This is a genomic window from Paraburkholderia sp. BR10141, from assembly GCF_056155635.1.
In genome coordinates, this window is record NZ_JBMIQH010000108.1 from 1 (window position 1) to 1,610 (window position 1,610).

The 1,610-nt window shown below is 67.1% G+C and carries 1 protein-coding gene; it reads right to left on the bottom strand.

Going from position 1 to position 1,610, the window contains the following annotated elements; genetic code table 11:
- On the bottom strand, positions 1-1,610 hold a 1,610-nt coding region (hutU, locus tag ACOJB8_RS41010), incomplete at both ends, for a urocanate hydratase (RefSeq protein WP_475017952.1).

Genomic DNA, 1,610 nt, shown 5'->3' on the forward strand with positions numbered 1-1,610 from the left:
TCCGCGTGGCGCATCACGCCCGTGGCCGGATCGTTGAGCAGCACGCGGCCCAGACGCTCGTGCGCCGCCTGCGTGCCGTCCGCCACGATCACCACCCCCGAGTGCTGCGAAAAGCCCATGCCGACGCCGCCGCCGTGGTGCAGCGACACCCACGACGCACCGCCCGCCGTGTTCAGCAGCGCATTGAGCAGCGGCCAGTCGCTCACCGCGTCCGAGCCGTCCTTCATCGATTCCGTTTCGCGGTTCGGGCTCGCCACCGAGCCGGTGTCGAGGTGGTCGCGGCCGATGACGACCGGCGCCTTCAGCTCGCCGTTCTTGACCATTTCGTTGAACGCCTGGCCGAGACGATAGCGATCCTTCACGCCCACCCAGCAGATACGCGCCGGCAGGCCCTGGAACGCGATGCGCTCGCGCGCCATGTCGAGCCAGTTGTGCAGGTGCGGATCGTCGGGGATCAGCTCCTTGACCTTGGCGTCCGTCTTGTAGATGTCCTCAGGATCGCCCGAAAGCGCCACCCAGCGGAAGGGGCCCTTGCCCTCGCAGAACAGCGGACGGATATATGCCGGCACGAAGCCCGGGAAATCGAACGCGTTGTCCACGCCCATTTCGAGCGCCATCTGGCGGATGTTGTTGCCGTAGTCGAGCGTGGCCGCGCCGCGCTCCTGCAGCGTAAGCATCGCGCGCACCTGGTGGGCCATCGATTCCTTCGCGACCTTCACGATGCTTTCCGGCGCGACCTTCTGCGCTTCACGCCACTGCTCCACGGTCCAGCCCTGCGGCAGGTAACCGTTGATCGGGTCGTGCGCGCTCGTCTGGTCGGTCACGCAGTCGGGCGTGATGCCGCGCTTCACGAACTCGGCGAAGACATCGGCGGCGTTGCCGAGCAGGCCCACCGAAACCGGCTTGCCCGTGCGCTTCGCTTCCTCGATGATGGCCAGCGCCTCGTCGATGGTCTTGGCCTTGCGGTCCACGTAGCGCGTCTTCAGCCGGAAGTCGATGCGCGTCTCGTCGCATTCCACCGCGATCATCGAGAAGCCCGCCATCGTCGCCGCGAGCGGCTGCGCGCCGCCCATGCCGCCGAGGCCGCCTGTGAGAATCCAGCGGCCCTTCGGGTCGCCGTTGAAGTGCTGGTTCGCGACCGAATAGAACGTTTCGTAGGTGCCCTGCACGATGCCCTGCGAGCCGATGTAGATCCAGCTGCCCGCGGTCATCTGGCCGTACATCATCAGGCCCTTGCGGTCCAGTTCGTGGAAGTGTTCCCACGTGGCCCAGTGCGGCACGAGGTTCGAGTTCGCGAGCAGCACGCGCGGAGCGTCGGCATGGGTGCGGAACACGCCCACGGGCTTGCCCGACTGGATCAGCAGCGTCTCGTCCTCGTTCAGGTCCTTGAGCGACGCGAGGATCTGGTCGAAACACTCCCAGTTGCGCGCCGCGCGGCCGATGCCGCCGTACACCACGAGCGCATGCGGATGCTCGGCGACTTCGGGATCCAGATTGTTCTGGAGCATCCGGTAGGCGGCTTCCGCCAGCCAGGTCTTGCAGACCTTCTCGCTGCCGCGCGGCGCGCGGATCGTGCGGGTCGGGTCGAGGCGCGGGTCGGTGAAGTTCGG